At 56.5% G+C, this 379-nt stretch carries 2 protein-coding genes; both read left to right on the plus strand.

Going from position 1 to position 379, the window contains the following annotated elements; translation table 11 throughout:
* Positions 1-238 (plus strand): acetyl-CoA carboxylase biotin carboxyl carrier protein (gene accB / locus AAEY83_RS13145; protein WP_351059408.1); only part of this gene is annotated, 238 nt, incomplete at its 5' end.
* 17 nt (positions 239-255) lie between these two features.
* Positions 256-379, plus strand: a 124-nt coding sequence (locus AAEY83_RS13150; protein WP_351059411.1) for a biotin carboxylase N-terminal domain-containing protein, incomplete at its 3' end; no start/stop codon positions are given.

The raw sequence follows: 379 nt of genomic DNA on the forward strand, positions 1-379 counted from the left end.
GAACGGCACCGTTGCCCGTTCGCCGATGGTCGGCACCTTCTACCGTAAATCTTCGCCAACCTCGCCAGCCTTCGTTGAAGTCGGCCAGACCGTGAAGAAAGGCGACACCCTGTGCATCGTCGAAGCCATGAAGATGATGAACCACATCGAAGCTGAAACCAGCGGTGTGATCGAATCCATCCTCGTCGAAGACGGCCAGCCGGTTGAGTACGACCAACCGCTGTTCACCATCGTTTGAACCGCGGAGAGCCTTTGATGACTGCGAAGTTGGAAAAAGTTCTGATCGCTAACCGCGGTGAGATCGCCCTGCGGATTCTGCGTGCCTGCAAAGAGATGGGCATCAAGACCGTCGCCGTTTACTCCAAGGCCGACAAAGAGC

Source organism: Psychrobacter sp. TB20-MNA-CIBAN-0197 (genome assembly GCF_040309765.1).
Taxonomy (GTDB): domain Bacteria; phylum Pseudomonadota; class Gammaproteobacteria; order Pseudomonadales; family Moraxellaceae; genus Psychrobacter; species Psychrobacter submarinus.